Annotated in this window: 5 protein-coding genes; all 5 read right to left on the bottom strand. The window is 54.8% G+C overall.

Annotated elements, in window-relative coordinates:
• On the bottom strand, nucleotides 1-173 hold a 173-nt coding region (locus ACWVCN_RS03985), incomplete at its 3' end, for an ATP-binding cassette domain-containing protein (RefSeq protein WP_455244222.1).
• A 19-nt stretch (nucleotides 174-192) separates the two neighbouring features.
• Nucleotides 193-900 carry a cytochrome c3 family protein gene (locus ACWVCN_RS03980; RefSeq protein WP_455244221.1) on the bottom strand — a complete coding sequence of 236 codons (708 nt, stop codon included), beginning with the start codon at nucleotides 898-900 and terminating at the stop codon, nucleotides 193-195.
• Entirely contained in the window at nucleotides 884-1,408 is a 525-nt protein-coding gene (gene mobB, locus ACWVCN_RS03975) for a molybdopterin-guanine dinucleotide biosynthesis protein B (protein ID WP_455244220.1), read from the bottom strand. Before mobB ends, ACWVCN_RS03980 begins: the two co-directional genes overlap by 17 nt.
• Nucleotides 1,409-1,430: 22 nt before the next feature.
• Entirely contained in the window at nucleotides 1,431-2,729 is a 1,299-nt protein-coding gene (locus ACWVCN_RS03970; protein WP_455244219.1) for a molybdopterin molybdotransferase MoeA, read from the bottom strand.
• A 14-nt stretch (nucleotides 2,730-2,743) separates the two neighbouring features.
• Entirely contained in the window at nucleotides 2,744-3,697 is a 954-nt protein-coding gene (locus ACWVCN_RS03965; RefSeq protein WP_455244218.1) for an Mrp/NBP35 family ATP-binding protein, read from the bottom strand.
• Nucleotides 3,698-3,827: the final 130 nt, after the last annotated feature.

The raw sequence follows: 3,827 nt of genomic DNA, 5'->3' as shown, positions 1-3,827 counted from the left end.
GTCGGAGTAATCAATCCAAGCAGCATATGCATCGTCGTGGTTTTCCCGGCACCGTTCGGGCCCAAAAGACCAAGAATCTCTCCGGGTTTGATGGAAAAAGACAGGTCGTTCACGGCAACGAATTCGCCGAAATGCTTGGTCAAATTCGTGACTTCAAGAACAGGTGTGGTCATCGGATACTGACGCTGGCCTTTAGAAGGAAAGAAAATCTGCGATTTTTTCCGGCAGATGACAGGTTTCACACTTTCGACTGAGCACCTTGCCCTGATGTTCGGCTTTTCCGTCGTGGCACCGGAAACAGTCGTTGAGTGCCCTCGTGTAAAGATAGGACCCCTCCGGACGATCCGGATGCCACGGCTTGCTGTCCGCCGAAACGTGCCCGCGCGGGATCACGATCGGATAGCCCTTGATCGGCTGATCGTGCACCACACCGGAGTGGCATGTCGTGCAACCCTCCCCCCGCCCTCTTGCTGAAAAAGCCTCCATGTGCTTACGATGACTCATAATAAGGCCGACATTCTTTGCCAGAGGCGGCAGGTCACGCGGAGCGATCTCAGACACCCGCAGAATGTGGCGGTGACACCCGAGACATACGTCAGAATCGACATGGGCCCTCAGTTCATTCGGATCTGGCGGAGTCCCGAAAAGATAAATCACCGTATCCTTCGTGCCGTTCCATGCCTTATCATGCAACCACCCCTCGACACCAGGTCTCACATGGCAGGCCACGCACGTCACCTCTTTATGTGACGACTTGACCCAGCTCTCATAGGAAGGAGCTATTGTATGGCAGCTTGCACAGAACTTTGGATGGTTTGTCAGAGGAATGCCGAAACCGCCGATCGCAACGGCTCCGACGATCACAACCAGGACGATTGTGGTCCTAGACGTCCAGTTCATGCTCCGAACGAGCACGTTTCAAGGGGAACCGCTCCATCAACAGCGACGCCACCGAGGATACATTGTTGAGATCGAATACCGGCACATTCACATCAACCGGCTTATCGGAGACAACCGCCAACAGGCCTTCCGGCGAAATCGGAATCTCGCCAACTTCTTCGCGGATGATGACGATCTTCGGATAGCCTTCGTTCTTCCAGCCTTCGGCGATAATAAGATCATATGAATGATCCAGGAATCGGTCGCGCACATCCTCGACGTTCATCTGGTCCGAAACGTCCGCAAACATGGCCATCGCACCCTTCGACAGAATCACGACACTGCTGGCCCCGGCCTGTTTGTGACGCCAACTATCCTTCCCTTCCGTGTCAAGATCGAAACCATGTCCTGCATGCTTAACCGTCGCAACCTTGTAACCCGCGCGAACAAGTTCCGGAATCACTCGTTCAATAAACGTGGTCTTCCCGCTGTTGGAGCGCCCGACAAAACAGACGATCGGCACGGCCATGGTGAAAAGTTCCTTTCGCGCCTCAACAACAGGAGAGTCGATGCGGCCCCGTATGGACATGGCCGTCGTGGCTGGACCAGGCTTCACCGCTCAGTAACTGGACGGGAACCAGATCTCCTGGATTCAGCCGTTCCACTTCGACCGGGATGTCGATCAAACAGTTCGCCTTGACCATCGATGTGAGGATACCGGATCCTTGATCTCCGGTGGTCCTCACCTTAAAGGTTCCGTCTTCCCTCGTGAGCACCCCGCGGAGGAAATGGCGGCGGTCCGTACGCTTGGTAAACTTTTCAAGAAAAACGGCTTGGACAACCGGCCGTCCATAGCTTCGATGTCCGCTCATCTTGAGCATGGCCGGGCGGACCAACTGCTCAAACGTTACCATGGAGGACACGGGATTCCCGGGAAGACCAAATGCCAGCTTGCCCTGGATTTTTCCAAACGCGAGGGGTTGGCCCGGCCTGATCGCAAGCTTCCAGAAATTCATTTCTGCTCCGAGATCACGAAACACAGCTTTCGTAAAGTCGTAGTCACCCATAGAGACGCCGCCGGAAAGCACCAGGATGTCCGCCGTCAATCCGTGTGAGATTTTTTCTTTGAGGGCTGTCGGATTGTCCTTGGCGATGCCGAGAAGAAAAGGAATTCCCCCTGCATCCTGCACAGCCGCCGCGATACCGTAGCTGTTTGAGTTGATGATTTTTTCTTCGCTGAAACGTTCATCTAAATCTGCCAGCTCGTCTCCGGTAGACAAGATGGCAACGCGGGGTCGTTGATAAGCAAACACGAATGACTTGGCCAGGATGGCCAGCATCCCCGCTTCTCCAGGACGAATGACCGTCCCCTTGGAGATAATCCGCTCCCCCTTTTTCACATCTTCGCCCTGCGGACGAATGTTTGCTCCTTTGGATTCCGGTTTAAAGACGCGAACAGAGTCGGGGGTATGCTCCGTATCTTCGACTTTTAAGACGGTATCGGCACCCTTCGGAACCGGCGCGCCAGTCATTATGCGGATCGCTTGCCCCTGCCTGACGGTTTTCTCAGGCATTTTGCCCGCCGGGACGTCTTCAATCACCGTCAATGTGACCGGTTTTTGAATAGCATGCTCCTGCTTTATGTCCTCCCAACGAACCGCGAATCCATCCATGGCGCTGTTGTCCCATGGAGGATTGTCGCGTTCGGCCACAATGTCCTCGCCGAGCACGCGTCCGAACGCATCGAGAAGCGAGATTTTTTCCAGCCCTAAAATAGGAGTGGAATCGAGTACGGTCTTCTGGGCTTCTTCGAGTGGCGTCAAGCCCTGAGTCGCATCTTTGGCCTTCATACCTTCCTTTAATCCTATGGATGCCTGCGGGGCGCAACGTTCACGAGTGACCCGCTCTTCTTGCAGAACGCTTCAACTTTGTTCGCAATCTCATGATAGGCCTCGGCCGTCGGTGTATCCGAGTAGAACATGGCGAACGGTTCACCAGCATCCGATTGCGTAACGACTTCTGGGTCCAAGGGAATACGCCCGAGAAAGGGGACACCCATGTCCTGCGCCGACGCTTCTCCGCCACCCTTTCTGAACACTTCTATATGGCTGTGGCAATGTGGGCACTCCAGCCCACTCATATTCTCCACAATACCGATGATCGGCACTTCGCTGTCTTTGCAGAACGTCACGGACTTGCGGGAATCCAGCAACGCCACCTCCTGCGGCGTCGTAATAATCACCGCTCCGCTGACGTTGCCCAACAAATCGATCGTCGTGACCGATTCGTTGCCGGTACCGGGAGGAAGATCGATGAGCAAGAAATTCAAATCCTGCCATTCCACCCCGCCAAGCAATTGGTTGATGAATTCATACTTATAGGCATCGCGCCAGATGATGGGATCGTCCGGATTCTGCAATAGGAACGACATCGACGCAATCTTGAGATTGTAGGCCTGAAAGGGGATGATGCCGCCGGACGTGCTGATCTTCAGCTTCTGCCCTTCCGCACCGACCATTTTCGGAATGTTCGGGCCGTGGATATCCATGTCGCAAATCCCGACGTGCCAGCCTTTCAGCGCCAGACTCACGGCGAGGTTGGTCGTACAGGTGCTTTTTCCCACGCCCCCCTTGTTGCTCATGATCAGAACCTTGTACTCGATCCGCTCCATTCGCTTCGCCACCAACCAGCGGCTATGCCCTTCCTTGTCCTTCTGACAGGATTCGTTTTCGTCGCAGATCGCGCAGGCCCACATGTAGGTACAGGCATCGCTTCCGCCGGATGTCGGAGTCTGAATCATGTTCAATTCGCGAGGCATATTCGTTGTATCCTTCTTTCGATAGGAACCTGTTGTACCGTTTACCGTCTCCGGCTGCCAGTCGGTACGCCGACGTAGTCACCGTCTCCGGCGCCGGACATCGCAGGCGTCATGGGCTTCGCACCACTTG

The organism is Petrachloros mirabilis (assembly GCF_975968855.1).
This window is presented reverse-complemented; position numbering and strand designations above follow the sequence as displayed.

Coding starts and splice junctions, on each gene's coding strand:
- ACWVCN_RS03980 (WP_455244221.1), bottom strand. CDS start 900: ATGAACTGGACGTCTAGGACCACAATCGTCCTGGTTGTGATCGTCGGA.
- mobB (WP_455244220.1), bottom strand. CDS start 1,408: ATGGCCGTGCCGATCGTCTGTTTTGTCGGGCGCTCCAACAGCGGGAAG.
- ACWVCN_RS03965 (WP_455244218.1), bottom strand. CDS start 3,697: ATGCCTCGCGAATTGAACATGATTCAGACTCCGACATCCGGCGGAAGC.
- ACWVCN_RS03970 (WP_455244219.1), bottom strand. CDS start 2,729: ATGAAGGCCAAAGATGCGACTCAGGGCTTGACGCCACTCGAAGAAGCC.